This is a genomic window from Sporosarcina sp., assembly GCF_029257255.1.
Taxonomy (GTDB): domain Bacteria; phylum Bacillota; class Bacilli; order Bacillales_A; family Planococcaceae; genus Sporosarcina.
Genome location: NZ_JARICI010000065.1, coordinates 31791 through 52647, shown reverse-complemented (window position 1 = coordinate 52647; position 20857 = coordinate 31791). Strand labels below are relative to the sequence as shown.

Below are 20857 nucleotides of genomic sequence, written 5' to 3'. Positions count from 1 at the left end.
AATCTTCGAAATTGTTAATTTTATAGTTATTTATCGCTTTCGATATCGACTGCTACCGTCTTGATGGGTTCTTTTCCTAAATAGATGTTCCAAAAGCCTGTTTTTTGTTGTTCGTCGGTTTGTGGGATTTGTAACACATTCGACAACTTCTTCTTCTCTTCTTTGCTGACAAGCAGCTTAATTGGCTGATCAATGGATGCCGTAAGATGAGGAAAAACTTGATAGCGTCCCTTTTTCACTGCTGTATAATGCTGATATTCGGAAAATGCCTGCTGGGAAAGATGTTTATGCGTTTTCCAGTCATCTCCGTTATTCAGCGTCACCACAATAACGGACTTGCCATCTTTCTCAAAATAAGTAGCGAGTGTTCTGCCTGCTGCTTTCGTAAAACCTGTTTTGCCTGCAATTGCAGTGGGCTCGGATAAAAGTAAGCGATGTTTATTCTGCCAGCTGTTTTTCCCTTGTTCATTTTCAAATGGATAGTTTACTGTCGTGGCGATTTTTCGGAAGTCTGGATTTTTCATTGCATAATACAACATTTTGGCTGTGTCGTATGCAGATGAAAGATGTTGTTCATGGTGTAGTCCCGAGGGATTTGTAAAATAAGTTTGGTCCAGCCCGTGATGTTCTGCCTGTTCATTCATCAGATAAACGAACCCTTCTAATGAGCCACCTGCATGCTCCGCAAGTGCCTGTGCCGCATCATTGCCGGAGCGCAGCAACAATCCATACAGCAGGTCATGGGTTTTTACCGTAGAGCCAGCTTCCAGATAAATCGACGAGCCTTCTGCCGCAGCAGCTTCATTTGAAATAATTGTTTCCTGATTATCCGGTTGCAGTTCTAAAAACGTGTAGGCAGTCCACATCTTCGTGAGACTTGCAATCGGCAGCGGGGTATTTTCATTCTCACCCTTTAGCAGCCTTCCGTTCTCCGCATCAATCACTGCCCAGGAAGAACCTGATGCCTCAGTAGATAGTGGAATAAACAGTAGTAAACACATGAAAACGACTACAAACATCGAACGCTTTCTCAAGCATCATGTCCTCCTTCTCCCTGTAATGAAAATGCTTCCTGAAATTTCGTCATGAATAGATCAGGATCTTCTGTTTCCTGTTCTTCTTCCAATGAAAGCGGCGGGAGCTCAGCAATCGACCCGAGTCCGAACCGGTCCAGAAAGAACTCCGTTGTGCCGTATAAAATCGGTCGTCCAGGACCTTCCATTCTTCCGACTTCCTCGACAAAGCCCTTACCTGTCAATGAATATAATGCCCGCTCAGACTTCACGCCCCGAAGATCGTCCACTTCCACTCGTGTGACCGGCTGTTTGTATGCGATAATCGCCAGCACCTCAAGCGCCGCCTGTGTAAAGGTCGATGGTTTAGGATTTTCGAGCATTTTTTTGATTTCATCAGCCAGCTCGCTCTTCGTCACCAAGCGGAAGTTTCCACCATAACATTTGACTGTAATACCGTGTTTCTCGTCATCATCATAATTCTGCTGTAAGGCAGTGATAATCTGATCTGCCTGTTCTTCGTCACATTCTAGCAAAGCAGCCAGCTGAGCAAGTGTCAGACCTTCATCACCCGCCACAAATAAAAAACTCTCGGCTTTGCCAAGCTGTGTTGTTTCTATATCCATTTCATTCATCTCCCTGAATCAACGAGATTGTCAATTCTTCAAAATTATCACTCTGCCGGACTATGACTTCCTGGAGTTTCATAAGTTCCAGCAAAGATAAGAATGTTAGAACAAGCTCTGCAGTATTGGTCATGTCAAAAAGCTCATGAAATTCACATTCCCCGCCGCATGTTTCAAGCTTGCCCATGATAGCAGACATCTGATCACCGACAGACTGCTCCGTTTTTGTTATACTCGCTGTAAGAGGCAGACGAAGTTTCTTTCGTCGGAGCATCTTTTGAAACGCGCCGATTAAATCAAAGACATTTAGCTGTTCTTCTGTGTCCGGCATTGGTAATTCACCGTAATCTGCAAGGTCTTCAGGCTTTTTTGTGAAATGTTCATCGCGGTCTGCCGCAGATTCACGCAACGAGTTGGCGGCTTCTTTATATCTTCGGTACTCGATTAATCGGGTAATCAGTTCCTCCCGAGGATCTGCTTCTTCATAATCGAACTCGTCATCAAATGCTTCTTCTTCATTTACTGGCAGCAGCATTTTACTTTTGATTTCGAGAAGAGTGGCTGCCAATACAAGGTACTCGCTTAATTCGTCTAATTTCAGAACACGCATGGCATGCAAATGCTCTATGTACTGATGAGTTAACTCTGCCATTGGAATATCATAAATATCAATCTCTAATCGATTGATTAAATGCAGCAGTAAATCTAATGGTCCTTCAAACACTTCTAGTTTTACACTATAGCTCATTTTGCTTACCTACCTTAACAGAAAGGAATGATTTAGTTGAACCCTTACTACCATCCTCTTTTTCTACATTTTATTGTGTATTTCAATGACAATCAAGACTATTTCGAATGCCACGAAGTTCTGGAGGAGTATTGGAAAATGCAGGACGGTTTTTCAAAGGATCATCCGCTGACTGCTTATATCCTGCTGGCAACCGGTATGTATCACTGGCGCAGAGGAAATGTGACAGGTGCTTCAAGAACCATGAACAGAGCGATGCTTCGCTTCCGGCAGATTGCGCCTGAATTTGATGTCTATCACGACGAAGTTGCGATAGATGAAATTTTGTATCATATCAAAAACAGCTTGGACTGCATGCAATCAGGAGATTGTTTTAACGCATTCCCGCTTCCTGTTTCACCAGCGCTTCTGGCAGCAGCTGAAAATGCAAAGTCTTCCCTGATCCTCTTGCCCAAAAACAGTGAGTCTGTCATTCATAAGCATATGCAGCGGGACCGGTCAGATATTCTGCTGCAACGCGAAGAAAAGAAGAAGGGCAGCAGTTAAAAATCTGCGCCTTCTTCTTTTCTTTTACAGCTTTGTATAAATTGCTCTGTAAAGTCGGTACTTTTACATTGATAGCCTGGATAGATCAATGCCAGCTCTTTGACCATTTCGTAGCCAATCCCTTCCCCTCGGAAAGATGGATTAACAGAAATGTGCTGGATTGTGTAGGTCTTATTGAGTTCATCCAGCTCTACACCAATCAGCCCGATATAATCTTCTGCTTCTTTGTAAAGAAATAGCTGGCTGTTCTCATCGCATAAATATTGCTGAATAGTCTCTTGTAGTTTTCGCAGCATTTTTTCGCTGGGTATATAAGAAAGAAAACCCATAGCAATTTTTTCTTGCGCTTTCTTAAAACGGATAAGTTTCAATAGTAACCCCTTCTTTTCAGAAATCCTCTGTACAGTTTACACGAACATTCCATTATATTCAACTCATCGCCTTATTGATAATTCGGATCGATGACAGGAACAACAAAATACCAATAGACGACACCCCAAATCATTGCCATCACAATAATTCCTAAAAACAGATAAAGATTTTTTTTCTTCATTCGTAAATCTCCTTAGCTAGTTGCTGAAGCGGGAGGTCTAATTTGATAAGGTCTTCAAATGTTTCCCGTCTAACGACTAGCTGATGCTGTCCCTTTTCGGCAAATACTACCGCAGGACGTGGCAGACGATTATAGTTGCTTGCCATGGAGTACGTATAGGCACCTGTACAGAAAATTGCAATCAGATCGCCTGTTTCAACATTTGGCAATAATGCTTTTTCTACTAGCTTATCGCCAGACTCACAGCACTTTCCTGCAATAGTCCATTGTTGATCATGAGGCTCATTCATTCGATTTGCTGCAGCACTTGAATAGTGCGCATCATATAAAGCAGGACGGATATTATCAGACATACCACCGTCAACCGCCACGTATGTGCGAACATTCGGCACTTCTTTCGTACTTCCGGCAGAATAGATCGTCGTCCCTGCGTCGCCTACAAGTGAACGGCCCGGCTCAATCCAAATTTCCGGAACAGGATACTCACATTCTTCAGACATCGCTTTGACAACCTCTGCCATTTCTTCTACATAGACCGCAGGCTCAAGCGGCTGATCTTCTTCTGTATAACGAATACCAAATCCGCCGCCTAAGTTTAACACAGGGCATATGAACTGATACGTTTCACGCCATTTGACCATTTTCTCCATCAGCACTTCTGCAGCAAAGCGAAAAGCATCTGTTTCGAAAATTTGTGATCCGATATGACAGTGCATACCGAGGAAGTTAATATATTCATGATTATGCAGCGCATTAAATGCCTGGTCAGTTTGTCCATTTTTCAGATCAAATCCAAATTTGGAATCTTCCTGTCCAGTTGTAATATAATCATGCGTATGAGCTTCCACACCTGGTGTGACACGGATCAGTACATTCATCTTTTGTTTGCGTTCTGTCGCAATTTCTTTGATGAGCATTATTTCTAAAAAGTTATCGACAACCATACAGCCGATCTTTTCTTCAAATGCATATATGATTTCTTCCCTGCTTTTATTATTTCCATGGAAATGAATTCGCTCACGCGGGAAACCTGCTGCAACCGCTGTATACAGTTCGCCTCCTGAAACGACATCTAAAGACAGTCCCTGCTGTTCTGCCAATTGATAGATCGCAATTGAAGAAAAAGCTTTGCTTGCATAGGCAACCTGTGCTTTAATGCCTTTGTCCTCAAATGTTTTCTTAAAAGCATTCGCTCGTTTCTTGAACAGCTCCGTATCATAGACCATCACGGGTGTCCCATATTGCGAGGCAAGTTCAGAAACATCGACGCCCCCTATTGCTAAATGACCTTTTTCATTCACCGTTTGTGTCCCATAAAGATGCATCTTACATCCCCCTCCCAAATTCTCTCTAAAACAATTACGCCTCGGCGTAATTGCGTCTGGATTTTGAATTGAGGCCTGCGCGAAGCAGGTCATGCAGTCGCTGCCGCACGAAGCGGCGGTTTTAGACTGCCTGCCTCCTTTCAAAATCCATGACATCCGCCGGAGGCTATACCTTAATTCAGCTATAATGATTTTTTGCTAAACGGAAAAATTCATATATATATCCTACCACTTATAGATCTGGAGGTCATCTGCTGAATTAAGGTAAACTTTATCATAACAAGATAGAGGGAGGCAATCTTCTATGGGAATGAACGTAAATTATGACATTCGGTCACGGTTCGGTGATTTCGTAATAAATGGCCTCGGGTCATCGATTGTCATAGGGAAACGTATCAAGACTCTCAGCAGTGCTTTTGGGAAAAACGGTGTGAACGGCCACAAATATGGCACATTCATCGGTTTCAGTGAGCATAAATAGAAGTACATTACTGCGAAAGCTACGAAAAATCCGGGTGCTCCGAATAAAGCCGTTGATACAAGTAAAAAGATGCGGAACACTTTCGTTGTAATGCTCAATTCGAATGAAGGAATGGCAAACGTTAAAATTGCGCTGACAGCGACATAGAGCACGACTTCCGAAGAAAACAGCCCCACGTCAATCGCTACCTGACCGATGACAATCGCAGCCACTAAGCCCATAGCGGTCGACAGCGGGGTAGGCGTATGAATGGCCGCCATCCGCAACACTTCGATTCCAACATCTGCCAGAATGAGCTGTACGAATAGCGGCACTTCTCCCCATTCATTCGGTCCGATATACTTGATCGCCTCCGGAACGAACTGCTTTTCAGTCGACAGCAAATACCAGAACGGCAGCATAACCAGACTTAGAAATGTACCTGTAAAGCGCACCATTCGAATGAACGTCCCGATCAGCGGCGCTTGCCTGTATTCCTCTGCGTGCTGCATATGGTGTACAAGTGTAACAGGCACGAGAATTACAGAAGGCGATGTATCCACGATGATCGCAATATGTCCTTCTAGCAAATGGGCTGCGCAAATATCCGCGCGCTCCGTATAGCGTACAAAGGGCATAGGATGGAACCCTTGCTTGAACAGGAATTCCTCAAGCGATTTATCGGTCATTGTCAGACCATCCGTTTCTAGATTATCGAGCCGTTCACGGACAAAATTCAGATGTTCTTCATTCGCTGCACCTTTCATAAAAGCGATGGCGATATCCGTCTTGCCTTTTACAGATGTTTCATGCATTTCGAATCGCAGTTCCGTCGCACGCAACCTTCTGCGGATCAATGCGGTGTTCGTTAAGATATTTTCCGTAAAGCCGTCTCGCGAGCCCCGAATTACTTTCTCGGTGTCCGGCTCTTCAGGTTGCCTGCCGGGATAGGAACGAACGTCCAATATGAACGTAAAGCCGTCTTTCATTACGAAGACGGCCTGTCCGCTCAAAATAGATTTAGCAATTGAATCTTCGTCTTTCGCCACTTCAAGTGCATGATACGGAAAGTAATCGACCATTGCACGATCTGTTTCTTCATCAGATGAAGCAGACTTGAATAATTCATTGCGGTATTGCATTTCTGTCAGTAAGGTTGTCAAGACCTCTCCATCTACCAGTCCATTTATATACAGAAGAAGTATTTCTTTATCCCACAGGTGGATCCGTCGGCGTGTCGCGTCAAATGACTCGTCTTTGCCGAACTGGTTGATAAACCACCTTTCCCCTTCTCTTATAGACGTAAACAGATTGTCGGTCAAATTATTTTCTCCTCACCTTCTCAAGTTGATCCTCAGCATTTGCACCCATCCAGGTTTTTATTTGCGCGAGGATTTTCTTCTCAAGCCGTGATACCTGAACTTGAGAAATACCGATACGTTCGGCGATATCACTTTGTGTGCAATCTAAGTAATAACGCATGTAAATGATGGTTTGGTCTCGTTTATTCAGACGGCTAATTACATCTCGCAATGGTATATGATCAAATACTCGCTCCGACCGGTCGTCACGTAGTTGATCCATGAGCGTCAAACTGTCTCCTTCACTTTCATACAACTGTTCATGAAGCGAAGCAGGATCCCGCAATGCGTCCGTCGCTAAAATAATATCTTCTACTGTCACTTCAAGAATTTCCGCCACTTCTGAAATCGAAGGAGACCGCCCTTGTTTCTTAATGAAATCATCCGTCGCGTGCCGAATTTTGTAGCTTAATTCGCGAATGGTCCTGCCTACTTTCACCATGCCGTCATCGCGCAGATAGCGCTGGATTTCTCCGACAATCATCGGCACAGCATATGTTGAAAACTTCACTTCATATGAAAGGTCAAACTTGTCTATGGATTTCATCAAGCCGATACAGCCAATTTGAAATAAATCTTCTAAATCCGCACCACGCGAAGCAAATCGTTGAACAATGGACCACACTAGCCGTGTGTTTCCCTCTACCATCATTCGCCTGGCTTCTTTGTCACCCGCTTGTGATTCTAGGATGAGTTCCCGCATTTTCTCTTGTGACAATAGAGCGTGCTGCTTCTCAACAGATGCTTCCATATGTCACCTCATTCTGCTTACTTCTATAATGGGAGAAAAGCTTTTTTCAAATGTTACGACGGTCCCGTTTCCAAGGGTCGAATCTACACGGATACAATCGGCAAAACTCTCCATAATGGTGAAGCCCATACCCGAACGCTCCATTTGAGGTTTGGTCGTGAACATCGGCTCCATTGCCTGTTCCACATCAAAAATCCCCATACCTTCATCTGTTACGGTCATTTTAATATTACGGTCTTCAATTGTTGCATGGATTGTTACAAGGCTTTTGCCGTCACATTCATAACCGTGAATAATTGCGTTTGTAACAGCTTCTGACACGATCGTTTTAAATTCTGATATTTCTTCCAGTGTCGGATCCAGCGGCGTGATGAAACAGGTCATCGCCATTCTTGCGAGTGCTTCATTTTCTTCTATCGCCAGAAACGATAATGTTAACTCATTTTTCATGTACAACCCCTCCGATTTCGTCGATTGCTTGTTCGACTGTACATTTTCTAATTGCATCGCCAAGTCCCGAAAATTGAAAGATCTTTTCCATTGTTGGTGACGGATTCAGTATCAATGTTTCACCATTGACGGGTGCCAAATCGCGCATTCTCCCTAAAATTAATCCAATTCCTGCACTGTCCATGAATCCTAAGAGGTTCAGGTCCCATATGATTGCGTTGGTTTTTCCTGTATAAATTGCCGTGGATACTTCTGCTCTAATTTGATTGGCTTCATGGTTATCGAGTTCACCTGCTAACGTTATTACGACGACGCCATTTTCCAATTGGGTAATATTTGCCATATGTTTAAACGCCTCCTTCATGAAGGTATCATTACATATTTAGAACCCGAATCCTTTACTTTAGACAAAACTAGTCATCAGCCCCTATAACTTCTTAGTTTGCGACAGGCATTAACAGTCCTAATATCGCTTCGGCGCTGGCGAATTGCCTTACGCCATGAGCCAGCCAGCACGTATTCTCAGTATTTATTAAAATGACTAGGTTTTTTAAGAACTATTGTTGAGTATGTACAACGAAAATCATTTCTACACATAGATAACAAAAAAAGCCATACAGTCTGTCCAAATCCTTTTTCAAGGGTTCAGACAGCTGTATGGCTTATATTTTTTAAAGTGTGTGGATTAGTGATGGTGTTTGTATTTTTTCTTTGGTGATGCTGATGTGGTCCTGGAGCAGTTTGATGGAATCTTCCGCGTTTTTTTTGTTGGTATGCAGAATAGCTAATGTCTCGCCTTCTTTTACGCTGTCTCCGATTTTTTTCTGGAGAACAATTCCTACTGCGAGGTCAATGACATCTTCTTTTGTGGCACGCCCTGCACCGAGCAGCATGGCTGCGACTCCAACTTCGTCCGCATCGATTTCGCTGACGTAACCGCTTGTCTTAGCCGGCACTTCAATTTGATACTCTGCTTGAGGCAGAAGTTCTGGATTTTTTATGACTTCTGGATTTCCACCTTGCGCTCTGATTAGCTCACCGAACAAGTTAAGTGCTTCACCATTTTCCATGACGCTTTGCAGCTGACTCCGTGCGTCTTCTTCTGTTTCCGCTTTATTTGCGGCTAGCAGCATTTTACTGCCGAGCACGAGACAAAGTTCTGTCAGGTCTTCCGGTCCATTACCTTGAAGAGTTTCGATCGCTTCTTTGACTTCTAAGGCATTGCCGATAGCGAGACCTAATGGCTGACTCATGTCGGAAATGACAGCGCTCGTATTGCGGCCAACCTCATTGCCGATTGCTACCATGGCATCAGCCAATTGCTTCGAATCTTCCAGAGTCTTCATGAATGCACCAGCACCCGTTTTAACATCGAGCACGATGGCGTCTGCGCCCGCTGCCAGCTTCTTGCTCATGATAGAGCTGGCAATCAGAGGAATGCTGTCTACAGTCGCTGTAACGTCCCGTAACGCATATAGTTTTTTATCGGCAGGCGTCAAATTTCCGCTTTGTCCGATGACAGCAATCTTCAGATCATTAACTTGTTCAATGAATTGTTCTGTTGAGATTTCAACATGGAAGCCTTCGATTGCTTCCAGCTTATCGAGCGTCCCCCCTGTATGACCGAGTCCGCGACCACTCATTTTCGCTACAGGCACACCGCAGGCAGCTACTAGAGGAGCAAGGATTAAAGTCGTCGTATCGCCTACTCCTCCAGTAGAATGCTTATCCACTTTCACGCCTTCAATAGCAGACAGGTCAATCTGATCACCTGACTCCGCCATTGCCAATGTCAAATACCCCTGCTCTTCAGTCGTCATCTTCTGGAAATAAATCGCCATCAGGAACGCACTTGCTTGATAATCAGGAATGGAACCGTCTGTATAGCCGTTGACGAAAAACTCGATTTCTTCTTTCGTCAGCTCTTCGCCGTCGCGCTTCTTTTGAATAACATCAACCATTCTCATACTATTATTCCTCCTCAGTTAATGATGATAAAAAACTTTCGCCATATTCCGGAAGATCTACTTGGAAGTTCTCCGCAATGGTTGCTCCAATATCAGAGAATGTCTTACGGATCGGCAGTTTACCTGAAGCTCTATTGCTTGGTGAATACACTAAAAGCGGTACATACTCTCTTGTATGATCCGTCCCTTCATGAACCGGATCGTTTCCGTGATCTGCTGTGATGATTAATAAATCATTCGGTTCTAAAGCTGCCATAATTTCAGGCATTCTAGCATCGAACTCCTCTAGCGCTTTCCCATAGCCGATCGGATCGCGGCGGTGACCGTACAACGCATCAAAGTCTACGAGATTCACAAAGCTGATTCCTTCAAAATCTTTTTTCATTACATCAACTAATTTATCGACACCGTCCATATTGCTGCTGGTTCGGACAGCTTCTGTCACGCCTTCACCATTATAAATATCAGCAATCTTACCAATTGCAATGACGTCAAAACCTTGATCCTTCAGTTCGTTCATAACCGTTTTGCCAAATGGTTTCAACGCGTAATCATGACGGTTCGTAGTACGCTTGAATGTACCAGGTTTCCCAACAAAAGGTCTTGCGATGACACGGCCGACCAAATATTCCGGCTGAAGTGTCAATTCTCTTGCAATTTCACAGATTCGATATTGTTCTTCGATCGGAATAATATCCTCGTGCATCGCAATTTGCAGCACTGGATCTGCAGAAGTATAGACAATGATTGCACCTGTTTCCATATGCTCAGGTCCAAACTCTTCAATTACTTCTGTTCCGCTAGCCGGTTTGTTACAAATCACTTTGCGGCCCGTTTTCAATTCCAGCTCGTCAATTAATTCTTTCGGGAAACCGTTCGGATAAACTTTGAAAGGCTTGTCTATACGTAAGCCCATGATTTCCCAGTGCCCTGTCATCGTATCTTTACCAACAGATGCTTCTTCCATTTTCGTATAATAGCCCTGCGCTTCTTTTTGAGGAGACAGACCCTTAATCGGCGCAATATTCGCCAGACCAAGACGTTCTAGATTCGGCAGATGAAGACCGTCCATTTCTTCTCCAATATGTCCAAGTGTATTTGAACCAACATCACCAAAAGCTTCAGCATCCGGTGCTTCACCAATTCCTACAGAGTCCAAGACGATTAAATGAATTCGATTATAACGTAAATCTCTCATAATAAAACCTCCAATATTTTTACGCGCGAGGATGATACATGCTATAGACATCCTTCAGACGTTTTTTACTGACGTGCGTATAGAGCTGTGTTGTCGAAATATCTGCATGACCCAGCATTTCCTGGACTGCCCGCAAATCTGCTCCATTTTCAATGAGATGTGTAGCGAAAGAATGGCGCAATAAATGCGGAGAAATTACTTTACGGATATTGGCTTTTTGTCCAGCTTCCTTCAGTATTTTCCAGCATCCCTGTCTCGTCAAGCGTCTGCCATGCATATTGACAAACAATGCCTCCGTATCTTGTCCTTTTCCAATAAATTTAGGACGGGCTTCATTTAAATAGTCAGTACACGCTTCAATAGCAGAGCGTCCGAGCGGCACAATGCGTTCTTTGCTCCCTTTACCAAACACCCTTACAAACCCCATCGTCAAATGAAGATCAGCCAAATCAATCGCTATCAGTTCACTTACCCTCATTCCTGTTCCGTATAACAATTCCAGCAATGCTAAATCTCGTAATCCCTGCGGAACAGAACAATCTATTATATCCATCAATTGCTCGATCTCTGGAATTGACAGGACATCAGGCAGCTTCTGTTCAATTTTAGGAAGTTCCAAATGAATTGTACAGTCATGTGTTATCACTTGCTCTCTCACTAAAAACTGATGGAACGAACGAATAGAAGATATGTGCCGCGAAAGTGTACGCGAAGACTTACCGCTATCTTTCAGCTTCTGGATATACTGCAGTATAACAGCACGGTCGATCGAATTAAGCGTCTCCAGCTGTGTTCCTTTTAAAAACTGTAAATAAGAAGCTAAATCCCGTTTATACGATTTAATGGTATTTTGCGCGAGTTGCCGTTCTACTGTCAAGAAATGTATGTAATCTTCCAAAGCGAATTGTGCATCCTTCATCAAAATGATCTCCTCCTTTGCCGGAAAAGTAAAAAAGGACAGCACTTATGCCATCCCGTCGTCCTCTTTGCTTTTTTCTGCATCTTTACATCGTTTACAGATGCCGTGAAAAGTCAGCCAATGGTCTTTTACCGTAAATCCATAACGGCCTTCCACCACTTTCTCCACTTCTCCAAGTAAGTCTTCTTGAATCTCATCGACTACTCCACACTCTAAGCAAATCAAATGGTGATGGAAACGTGCTGCGCCTTCTTCTCGAAGATCATAGCGCGCCACTCCATCGCCAAAGTTAATTTTATCAACAACTTTTAATTCAGTCAGTAATTCCAACGTACGATAGACAGTAGCCAGTCCAATATCCGGCGCTTTCTCTTTCACTAAGAGAAATACATCTTCCGCACTCAAATGGTCTTCTTTATTTTCCAGAAGAACTGCTACAGTCGCTTCACGCTGAGGCGTCAACTTGTAGCTGGCCCCGTGCAATTGCTTCTTGATTCGTTCAATTCGGCTTTCCATACGACGCCCCCCTCAAATTGTCTCCATTATACCAAACTGTCTTTCAAGAAGACAATAGAAAGGAAATGTTTCGTTGATTCGGTGTAATAATAGAGTTATTTCAGAAAATGAAAGATCGATAGTTCCAGTAACTGAACGATAAATATCATACCGATCAGCAACGGTACAGCAGACAACGGTCGATCTTTTTTTACAGCAGGTGAAGCAAAAAACGGTGGGTGCAGCACGGTACACAAGATTAAAAACAGTAAACTTCCCGCCAGCTGAAACGGAAACCACCAGACTGCATACATAATGAATTTCATGCTGCCTGACAGTAAATATGTAGAAGACAGGCCAAACAGGACGCATTTCACGGCACCAAACAGCATAATGATGAACCGAAGCTTTTTATAGCGAGACAGGAAAAGCACTACCGCAATAAATAGAATTGTTGTAATGAACGGAGACCACATGGCAGCCTCCCGACCTTTTACTACACGCTGGTCGTACAAGCCGACAATTGTATCCATAGCGGCAACCGGCCACTCTCTAAATAGTAAAGCCCCTCCTATATAACTGATTGCGAGTATAACGAATAAATAGATAAAAGACAATGATCGAGCCATAGTACAGGACACCTCCGCATCGTTTTTACAACATATGCTTGTCCGTACTAATTTATCTTCAAATCATAGACTTTTTGCGTACCAAACCGCCACAACGGTTTTCGCGTCATAGATCCTCTCGTTTGCGATCATTTCCTCTGCTTCTTCTATCGTTACTTCGACTACATGAATAAATTCGTCTTCATCGCCGGCAGCAGGGTTCTCTACTACTTCTAAGTCTTCTGCTATGTACAAGTGTATGATTTCATCCGCAAAGCCCGGCGAGGTCGAGAAGGATTGGAGATATTTGAACGAGTTCGCTCTGTAGCCTGTTTCTTCTTCCAATTCTCTGATAGCTGTCAGTTGTGGTTCTTCCCCGGGCTCGATCTTTCCTGCCGGGATCTCCAGAATGGTGCGCTCAAGCGCTTTTCTAAATTGTTCCACGAGGACTAGTTTACGATTTGCAGTAATCGCAATAATTGCGACTGCTCCCGGATGTTTCACCAGTTCTCTCTTTGCAATTTTTCCGTCAGGCAGTTCTACTTCATCAACTTGCATTGAAATTACTTTACCTGTAAAGATCTGTTCTGTCGAGAGGGTTCGTTCCTCAAACTTCATAAAACCACAACCCTTTCCATTGGTTTTCTTGTCAGTATTCATTGTACCATGAATGGTAAAGGAGCGATGCAAATGAAGAAGCGAAAAGTAGGTTCAAGTGATTTATACGTTTCCGAGCTTGGACTCGGCTGCATGTCTTTGCCTACAGAACTGGATTCAGCTCGATCCGTTCTTGATGAAGCGATAGAAAATGGAATGAATTATTTCGATACGGCAGACCTCTATGATAAAGGGACAAATGAAGAATTGGTTGGAGCTGTATTAAAAGAAAAAAGAAAAGATCTAATCATCGCAACAAAAGCAGGAAACAAGTGGACGTCTGGTGAAACTGGCTGGAAATGGGATCCTTCGAAAGAGCATATTATGTCTGCTGTTAAGCAAAGTCTGCTGCGGCTGCAACTGGATTATATTGATTTGTATCAACTTCACGGAGGTACAATGGAAGATAACGCAGACGAGACAATCGAAGCGTTTGAGACATTGAAAAAAGAAGGTATCATTCGTGAATACGGTATATCTTCTATCCGTCCGAATGTCATTCAGCGTTTTCTTGAAAACAGTAGTGCGGTTTCTGTTATGATGCAATACAATCTGCTCGACAGACGTCCTGAGGAATATTTCTCGCTGATTGAACAACATGGCGCTTCTGTCGTGACACGCGGAACGATTGCCAAAGGCCTGCTGACAGATGAAGGTTTGGAACGCGTAAAAACAATGGATGGTTTTGTGTCCTATTCACAAACTGAACTGCAGCAGACTGTCCAGGCTCTTTCTGAAAAAACGACTGACCTTCATGCTGCTGCGCTGGCGTTTAATTTGAGGCAGCCGGTGATCGCTTCTGCTTTAATCGGTTCGAGAACATCTGAACAGCTCCGAGAGACACTTAATGCTTATAGAACACCGGTTGATCCTAATTTGTTGGCTGAGCTGACTAAGCTTACTGAGCAGCATCGCTATGATCAACATAGGATCGAAAGCTGAATACACGCGAGCCAAAAACGCCAATTCATCTTTGAAAAGGATGAATTGGCTTTAATTATATGCGGCCGTCGATTTCCGTCTCCATCGACTCCAAAATCGACCGATACTTAGCTATAGAGATTCCAAAGAATTATTTGATCATATTGGCCATCCCCTCTATTGTGAGCTACTGCAGAAACTCTTCCTTCAACTTCACCTCATACAGCCGCATTTCACACAAATCACCCTGATAGTCAAATACGCCTTGTACAATCAGTTCCCGTACTCTGAACTCAATCCACTGATCTCCGGTGTATTGCTCCATATGACCGATCACTTCGCCAATTAACCGGGCTGATTTCATGAATTCATGCTCACCCTGTTCCTGATGTAATCGTTTGGCACATTCAATGATAAAATCATCATGGCGGTCGCTGTCTGAGCCCCATAATTCATCATGTTCCCAGGTCCGCAAAAGGTCCTCCGTGAACAATACGTTTTGCCCTTCCTTATAAAGCGCGCGTCTTCTAACTGCTCTCATCGGACGAAGTTCAACGTGTTCATAGAGTTCAAGCAGCTGTTCAGGTGCCATTTCTCCGGATGTACGATAGAAGTAAACTTTCTCTGGTTGCACGTATACATGAAGTTCGTGAAATGCCTGCAACGTATTCATTTCATAAATATCATTCGGTTTATTATGCAGTAGATACATGGCAATGCGCAGACCAGTCTGCTCTGCAGCATTTTCTCCTGTCCAGATGATAACCTTTTGAGTGGGAGCGACTGCTTTTATTTGTTCCAAAGCTTTTCGCATATCTGATTCTTCCTGTTCAACATCACCGAAGAATGAATGATTATTTTCTCTAAACCACTGAACTCGATTCTTTACTCCTTTTTCTGTATGAAGCGCTTCAACAGGTCCTGTAGATAAGACACCCGGTACGACAATAATATCTTCTGTATTTTTGTAAGCTTTTTTACGGAAAGCCGCTTTTAAACTGCCCCCTGCCGACCCGCCGAATATAATGTGTACTGTTTCCGCCGTCTTCACTTCTTTGTTTGCAGTTTGAAGTAATGACTCTTTTACGGACCGCAACGTTTCATTCAGTTCTTGTTCGCTACATTGTTCAGAACGAATGAGCAACAGTTGCAAAATCGACTTCGCATCCCGTTCATCCAGCTTCGAAATCTCCTGTTTTAGTTTATTGATATTTTCCATTTTCTCCAACACAGCCCCATTCTTCATCGACTAATGAACTTGTAGCGAGCACATCTAAGCTCTTTGCCGGCTTCCGCTCCGCTCAACTAAATATTTACCAAAAAACTTGTTCCACAATAGTTTGCGATAGGTAAGCCTTTGAAGTTATCGCCAGCTCCCCCCCACTTCACATCGTACGTGAGACTTTCACCTCACACGGCGTTCCAACTAACCTATTTTTTGTGAATTCATCATTGTACCTCCCTTTTAAAAAACCAACTACAATTTCCTCCTCTGTTCTTTTGCCCGTTTGTTGAATAAAGAATACCCTTAATTCATGAAACACAGCCTTTACAATCTATCAACTAATTTTATCCTAATTCCTTTAAAGGATTTTTACAATAAGCACCTTCAAAGTTTAATATATCAACAAAAATGGGGACGCTATTCATATACGAATAGCGTCCCCATTTAGTTTATTAATTAATGCTTTCTTCTCAACAAGCAAACTCGTTAGTGAAGAACCAATGTTATCTTTGTAAAGAGTTATTTACTTTGTACAGAAGCACTTACCAAGACCGAAGAAGAACCTTCATTCATCGCAGGTGTCTGTGTGTTCACTACCGTTGTATTCTGCTCAGTCTGCTTCTTTTTTGAAGGAATCATGTTGAAAATGATGTTCAAGAAAATGGCTGTAATACTGCCGAGCACAATTCCGTTACTTGTCAAAATCTGTACACTGTCCGGCAATCCTGCAAATAAATCCGGTACAACCGACACACCAAGGCCAATACCGATTGAACAGGCAACGATCATCGCATTATCTTGAGATTTTGTGATGACTGGACTTAGCATCTTAATCCCTTGAGACACCACCATACCGAACATCGCTACCATTGCTCCGCCAAGTACCGCATTGGGAATGACTGTCGCCAAAGCAGCGACTTTCGGCAAGAAGCCTAAAGAAATCAACATAATCGCTGTTACAAGAATAACGCGTCGTGATTTCACACCTGACAGCTGCATCAGGCCGACATTCTGAGAAAATGTCGTATAAGGGAACGCATTGAAAATTCCCCCGATCACAGACGCCAAACCTTCTGCACGGTATCCTTTTTTCAGCTTTTCCTGATCGATCTCTTCCTCACAAATATCCCCCAGTGCAAAATACACACCTGTTGACTCGACCAATGAAACCATAGCTACCAGTACCATGATGATGATAGGCAATATGTGAAAGGTCGGTGTTGCTAGATAAAACGGCATCACCATATGCACATAAGAGGCTTCCTGGACATTAGAGAAATCTACAATTCCAAGGAATATAGCCGCCACCGTCCCCCCTACTAACCCCAGTAAAATTGCGATGGACTGTAAGAAACCAGTAGAAAATCTATAAAGCAATACAATAAACAGCAATGTACCGAATGAAAGACCAATATTTGTCATGGAACCAAAATCAGCAGCACCCTGTCCGCCGCCCATATTATTAATTGCTACTGGAATCAATGTGATACCAATAATCGTCACGACGGATCCTGTAACAATTGGCGGAAAGAAACGTACAAGACTTCCAAAGAGCCCGCTAATCATAAAGATGATTACACCGGAAGCAATGACTGAACCATAAATAGCAGAGATGCCATATTCATTACCGATCAAAATCATCGGGCCGACAGCGGTAAATGTACATCCAAGAACGACAGGAAGACCAATACCGAACACTTTATTACGGGAAATTTGAAAGAGCGTTGCGATTCCGCACATTAAAATATCAATTGAGACTAGATATGTTAGTTGTGTAGGTGTCAAACCAATCGCATTACCAACAATTAATGGGACCAGTACCGCGCCGGCATACATGGCCAGCAGATGTTGAAAACCAAGTAAGGTAGTTTTCATCAGATAGTTTCCTCCCCAACGAATTGGACTTTGCCATTTTGTAAAGACTGAACTTCAGCCAGTGATTCAACGCGAACACCCGCTTGACGTATCAGATCTGCACCTGTCTGGAATGACTTTTCAATTACGATTCCTACGCCTGCAATCGTCGCACCTGACTGTTGTGCGATGTCTATTAACCCCAGTGCCGCTTGCCCGTTCGCCAGGAAATCATCGATCAGCAGCACCGTATCTTCGTTTGAAATAAAGTCTTTGGAAACTGAAATATCATTCGTTTCTTTTTTTGTAAATGAATAGACTTTTGCGGAGTACAGATGATCTGTCAATGTAAGGGATTTTCGTTTTCTCGCAAAGACGACAGGCACACCTAAAATTAAACCAGCCATCGCTGCAGGAGCAATACCCGAAGATTCAATTGTGACGATTTTCGTGATGTTGTGATCGCTGAACCGTGAAACGAATTCCTTACCGATTTCATACATCAGTACAGGATCAATCTGATGGTTCAAAAATGAATCGACTTTCAATACCTCTTCTGATAATAATTTACCTTCTTGACGAATCTTTTCTTTTAACAACTCCACAATGTTGTGCTCCCTTCGAATATAAGCAAATATAAAAAACGCACAGGCCAATCCCTCATATAAACTATGAGAGAGCGGCATCTGCGCTGTAAAGATGAAAAAGCATTTTCTTGCCGAACGGCAAAAAAAGCTGTTTTCAAACTCCTCATAGGCGATCCATTTACGGTAGACCGGTAGAAACTTGCGGGCCATATTCCCGCGATTATATGAGTCTTATTTAACTGAATGCTAACAGTATAGCACGATTCGACAAATTTTCAATATGTAAATTTTTCATAAAAACCGACAACTTTGTTGCAATCTTTTTTTCATTACGCAAATATAATAGACGACAAATAAATAACGACACCTACAGTAAAACTACTCGCTACAGTTGTAAACAGCACAATCTGTGCCGCAAGCTCTGCTTCTACATCATATTCCAGCGCCAGTGTCGAACTGTTGCGCGAAGTAGGGAAAGAACTGGCAATCCATAGCGACTGGGCGGTCACTCCATCCACTTTCAGCAGCAGAATGAGCAGCAATGCTACGACCGGCGATACAATCAGACGGCCAAACGCACTGAGGAAAATCAGCCGGTTCCATAACGTTTTCACTTTAATCTGTGCAAGTTGAGCGCCCAGTGTAATCAAAGCAATCGCAATAAAAGCATCCGATAAATGACTGACCGGCAGTTCGATGAAACCAGGCAGACGGATATCCGCCAGATTGAGCAGCGCACCGATCCACAGAGCGTGAATGATGGGCATCTTGATGAATTGCTTAAAAATAGAGGTTCCTGACTGCGTAGAGGAAACCAGATTAAACAATCCATATGAATACGTCAGCAAATTTTGATAGACAATGATGATGATTTGAATTGATACGCCAAGGGGGCTCGAATGAAACACCAGCTGACTGACAGGCAGTCCATAATTCCCTGAGTTGATCAGTACGATACTATTCTTCATCACGGCTGACTGCTGGCGGTTCAGACGCAGCATTTTACTAAAGACGTGCCCGATTATAATAAGTGAAGAGCTGAATAAAACAACAAAAAACAGTACATCGAGCAAGACTTCAATATTAATGACAGTATGGTATAAATTCATGAAAACAGCAGCGGGAATCAAGCAATACGTTAGTATATTTCCTAACGCCTTGACGTTAAATGTAAATTTTATTTGCAAAACGACGCCAATTGCTAATAAAATCAGCATTGGTGTGATAACATTTACAAAGACTATGAGTAAGTACTCCATAAAGGATTCTCCTTTCTGCATTTGCAGCTGCCTACTTCTCAGAACAATCTTCATAGAAATATAGGAGGCTTCACAATTTTGAATTCACAACCAGAACGTAAGAACAAACATTTACATTTTCCAAGGAGTCAATGGATTCTTTTAGCCGGTATCTTATTTATTGCTTCAACTATTCGATCTCCGCTGACTTCGGTAGGTCCTATTATTGGATCCATTCGCGATCAATTGCAAATATCCAATTCATTAGCCGGATTTTTAACAACCATACCTTTACTTGCTTTTGCAATTGTTTCACCTTTTGTACCGCGTATTTCAAAACGTTTCGGACTGGCATCCACACTATTTTACGCACTATTAATCTTAATGGCAGGAATTTTGATGCGCTCTGAAGGCTCAAGCAGTCTATTGTTACTAGGCACATTTTTAATAGGTGTCGGGATTGCGTTTGCTAATGTTCTTTTGCCGAGTCTACTAAAATTGAGTTTCCCTTTACATATCGGACTAATGACTGGTTTGTATTCCGTTTCAATGAATATTTCTGCTACGCTCGCTTCAGGTATTTCTGCGCCTATTGCCAATCAAACTTCATATGGCTGGCAGGGCGCACTCGGAATTTGGGGCATTATCACGTTTTTAGCAATCATTGTCTGGGTTCCGCAAATACGCAAAAAGCCTGAGTCAGAAAAAGAGATTTCAAAAAACGTCAAAGTTCATGTAAAGACTCCACTTTGGAAATCTCCCATCGCTTGGAGCATCACATTTTTCATGGGCTTACAGTCCTTTTTATTCTACACGACTGCCTCATGGATCCCGGTGATTCTTCAATCTTCTGGATTTACGGATGAAGCGGCAGGCTGGATGCTTTCATTAGTTCAGTTTGCACAGTTGCCTATGCTGTTCATCATACCAGTAGTGGCAGACAAATTAAGAAACCAAGGAGTACTGGTCGTAGCAATTCTAGTCTGTTATCTGATTGGGTACGGCGGTGTACAATTCGGCAGCGAAAGCCTGACTGGTCTCTGGATGATCTTTATCGGACTTGGTGGAGGGGCAGCATTCGGTCTATCCATGATGTTTTTAACACTGCGAACATCAACACCCGAACAGGCAGCGTCGCTTTCAGGAATGTCACAGTCATTCGGCTATCTGCTGGCAGCAGTAGGGCCCGTATTATTCGGTTACTTGCACGACTGGACTGGCTCCTGGACAGTTCCACTCTATATATTTATGGTCATTGCATTCATCATCTTCCTAGCGGGGATGTATGCAGCAAAAGACCGGGTCATCTCTCAAGAACAGCAAACTTCATAAGTAAAGGAGCAAGTGCCTAGCGC

General features: G+C 43.1%; 22 protein-coding genes and 1 riboswitch. Of the genes, 3 read left to right on the top strand and 19 right to left on the bottom strand.

The genetic code is table 11. From position 1 onward, the window contains the following. Positions 1-26 precede the first annotated feature (26 nt). The 3 genes from Q1J64_RS13045 to Q1J64_RS13035 are packed head-to-tail and all read right to left on the bottom strand — an operon-like array spanning position 27 to position 2387. Positions 27-1034 (bottom strand): D-alanyl-D-alanine carboxypeptidase family protein, encoded by a 1008-nt coding sequence (locus Q1J64_RS13045; RefSeq protein WP_301109516.1) that lies wholly within the window; start codon positions 1032-1034, stop codon positions 27-29. Continuing rightward, a complete protein-coding gene (gene scpB, locus Q1J64_RS13040) occupies positions 1031-1639 on the bottom strand; it encodes an SMC-Scp complex subunit ScpB (RefSeq protein ID WP_367183409.1) in 609 nt (202 codons plus the stop codon). Before scpB ends, Q1J64_RS13045 begins: the two co-directional genes overlap by 4 nt. Before the next feature lies 1 nt (position 1640). Next, positions 1641-2387 carry a segregation/condensation protein A gene (locus Q1J64_RS13035; RefSeq protein WP_301109514.1) on the bottom strand — a complete coding sequence of 249 codons (747 nt, stop codon included), beginning with the start codon at positions 2385-2387 and terminating at the stop codon, positions 1641-1643. 75 nt (positions 2388-2462) lie between these two features. On the opposite strand from Q1J64_RS13035, the gene Q1J64_RS13030 reads away from it, so the two are divergent. After that, a complete protein-coding gene (locus Q1J64_RS13030; protein WP_301109528.1) occupies positions 2463-2933 on the top strand; it encodes a DUF309 domain-containing protein in 471 nt (156 codons plus the stop codon). Here the strand turns inward: Q1J64_RS13030 and Q1J64_RS13025 are convergent. The 12 genes from Q1J64_RS13025 to Q1J64_RS12970 form a co-directional block, all read right to left on the bottom strand. Then, positions 2930-3304 (bottom strand): GNAT family N-acetyltransferase, encoded by a 375-nt coding sequence (locus Q1J64_RS13025; protein WP_301109513.1) that lies wholly within the window; start codon positions 3302-3304, stop codon positions 2930-2932. The two genes, Q1J64_RS13030 and Q1J64_RS13025, sit on opposite strands and share 4 nt — an antisense overlap. A gap of 178 nt (positions 3305-3482) precedes the next feature. Continuing rightward, entirely contained in the window at positions 3483-4811 is a 1329-nt protein-coding gene (lysA, locus tag Q1J64_RS13020; protein ID WP_301109512.1) for a diaminopimelate decarboxylase, read from the bottom strand. Positions 4812-5132: 321 nt separating this feature from the next. Then, entirely contained in the window at positions 5133-6593 is a 1461-nt protein-coding gene (locus tag Q1J64_RS13015) for a spore germination protein (protein WP_301109511.1), read from the bottom strand. A 1-nt stretch (position 6594) separates the two neighbouring features. Further along, a complete protein-coding gene (locus Q1J64_RS13010) occupies positions 6595-7383 on the bottom strand; it encodes a SigF/SigG family RNA polymerase sporulation sigma factor (protein WP_301109510.1) in 789 nt (262 codons plus the stop codon). A gap of 3 nt (positions 7384-7386) precedes the next feature. Continuing rightward, the gene (gene spoIIAB, locus Q1J64_RS13005; protein ID WP_301109509.1) at positions 7387-7833 is read right to left on the bottom strand and encodes an anti-sigma F factor; all 447 of its coding nucleotides are present in this window, start codon (positions 7831-7833) and stop codon (positions 7387-7389) included. Continuing rightward, positions 7823-8176: an STAS domain-containing protein gene (locus tag Q1J64_RS13000; protein WP_301109508.1), complete on the bottom strand. Its 354-nt coding sequence runs from the start codon at positions 8174-8176 to the stop codon at positions 7823-7825. Before Q1J64_RS13000 ends, spoIIAB begins: the two co-directional genes overlap by 11 nt. A gap of 328 nt (positions 8177-8504) precedes the next feature. Beyond that, a complete protein-coding gene (locus Q1J64_RS12995; protein WP_301109507.1) occupies positions 8505-9800 on the bottom strand; it encodes a pyrimidine-nucleoside phosphorylase in 1296 nt (431 codons plus the stop codon). Between the two features lie 4 nt (positions 9801-9804). After that, the gene (gene deoB / locus Q1J64_RS12990; protein WP_301109506.1) at positions 9805-10998 is read right to left on the bottom strand and encodes a phosphopentomutase; all 1194 of its coding nucleotides are present in this window, start codon (positions 10996-10998) and stop codon (positions 9805-9807) included. A 19-nt stretch (positions 10999-11017) separates the two neighbouring features. Next, the gene (gene xerD / locus Q1J64_RS12985) at positions 11018-11917 is read right to left on the bottom strand and encodes a site-specific tyrosine recombinase XerD (RefSeq protein WP_301109527.1); all 900 of its coding nucleotides are present in this window, start codon (positions 11915-11917) and stop codon (positions 11018-11020) included. A gap of 45 nt (positions 11918-11962) precedes the next feature. After that, entirely contained in the window at positions 11963-12433 is a 471-nt protein-coding gene (gene fur, locus Q1J64_RS12980) for a ferric iron uptake transcriptional regulator (protein WP_301109505.1), read from the bottom strand. Positions 12434-12528: 95 nt separating this feature from the next. Continuing rightward, the gene (locus Q1J64_RS12975) at positions 12529-13041 is read right to left on the bottom strand and encodes a hypothetical protein (protein WP_301109504.1); all 513 of its coding nucleotides are present in this window, start codon (positions 13039-13041) and stop codon (positions 12529-12531) included. A 63-nt stretch (positions 13042-13104) separates the two neighbouring features. After that, on the bottom strand, positions 13105-13638 hold the full coding sequence (locus tag Q1J64_RS12970; RefSeq protein ID WP_301109503.1) for an NUDIX hydrolase: 534 nt from the start codon (positions 13636-13638) through the stop codon (positions 13105-13107). Positions 13639-13710: 72 nt separating this feature from the next. Between Q1J64_RS12970 and Q1J64_RS12965 the strand changes: the two genes are divergently transcribed. Beyond that, complete coding sequence (locus Q1J64_RS12965) at positions 13711-14619, top strand: aldo/keto reductase (RefSeq protein ID WP_301109501.1); 909 nt, start codon at positions 13711-13713, stop codon at positions 14617-14619. A gap of 166 nt (positions 14620-14785) precedes the next feature. On the opposite strand, the gene Q1J64_RS12960 is transcribed toward Q1J64_RS12965, so the two are convergent. From Q1J64_RS12960 to Q1J64_RS12945, 4 genes are all read right to left on the bottom strand, one after another. Next, the gene (locus tag Q1J64_RS12960; RefSeq protein WP_301109526.1) at positions 14786-15817 is read right to left on the bottom strand and encodes a DUF1835 domain-containing protein; all 1032 of its coding nucleotides are present in this window, start codon (positions 15815-15817) and stop codon (positions 14786-14788) included. 525 nt (positions 15818-16342) lie between these two features. Beyond that, complete coding sequence (locus Q1J64_RS12955; RefSeq protein ID WP_301109500.1) at positions 16343-17698, bottom strand: nucleobase:cation symporter-2 family protein; 1356 nt, start codon at positions 17696-17698, stop codon at positions 16343-16345. Further along, positions 17698-18282, bottom strand: a complete 585-nt coding sequence (locus Q1J64_RS12950; RefSeq protein WP_301109499.1) for a xanthine phosphoribosyltransferase — start codon at positions 18280-18282, stop codon at positions 17698-17700. The genes Q1J64_RS12955 and Q1J64_RS12950 overlap by 1 nt, the downstream gene beginning before the upstream one ends. A gap of 128 nt (positions 18283-18410) precedes the next feature. After that, positions 18411-18512, bottom strand: a riboswitch (purine riboswitch). Positions 18513-18593: 81 nt separating this feature from the next. Next, positions 18594-19523 carry an AEC family transporter gene (locus Q1J64_RS12945; protein WP_301109498.1) on the bottom strand — a complete coding sequence of 310 codons (930 nt, stop codon included), beginning with the start codon at positions 19521-19523 and terminating at the stop codon, positions 18594-18596. 78 nt (positions 19524-19601) lie between these two features. Between Q1J64_RS12945 and Q1J64_RS12940 the strand changes: the two genes are divergently transcribed. Then, complete coding sequence (locus tag Q1J64_RS12940) at positions 19602-20834, top strand: CynX/NimT family MFS transporter (protein ID WP_301109497.1); 1233 nt, start codon at positions 19602-19604, stop codon at positions 20832-20834. The last annotated feature ends 23 nt before the right edge of the window (positions 20835-20857 follow it).